The sequence below is a fragment of the Mesorhizobium sp. M2E.F.Ca.ET.209.01.1.1 genome (assembly GCF_004010375.2).
Lineage (GTDB): Bacteria > Pseudomonadota > Alphaproteobacteria > Rhizobiales > Rhizobiaceae > Mesorhizobium.
In genome coordinates this window covers 1-315 of record NZ_SADP02000851.1, presented here as the reverse complement: position 1 = coordinate 315, position 315 = coordinate 1, and the positions used below count along the sequence as shown (strand labels likewise).

Sequence of the window (315 nt, the reverse complement as noted above, 5' to 3'; positions counted from 1 at the left end):
GTTCGACGGCGATGTCGACGGCGGCGATTTTGGCTGGCCGGGAAGAGCCGCTTCGGTGCTGTCGCAGGGAAGGCAACCAATGTGGCGTGCTGCGCCGGCCGGCCTGCCAAATGACGCGCTATTCGATCTTGTGTTGGGCAATCCGGGACTTGACCTCGCCCGCCTTTGGCTCGGCGAGGCGTCCGGTTCAGCCGGAGACGCGGTGCAGACATTGCTTGCGCGGCGACATGCGCTGAGTGCTGCAAGCTTTGTCGCAGCGGCGACCTCCGCGGGGCAGGCGCTGTCCGGGCCGGACGGCCCGCGCGTGGCCCTGCT

General features: G+C 68.6%; 1 protein-coding gene. It reads left to right on the top strand.

Annotation, left to right across the window (positions count from 1 at the left end):
- Nucleotides 1-79 precede the first annotated feature (79 nt).
- The coding region (locus tag EN852_RS41970; protein WP_210238325.1) for a hypothetical protein at nt 80-315 on the top strand (236 nt) is incomplete at its 3' end.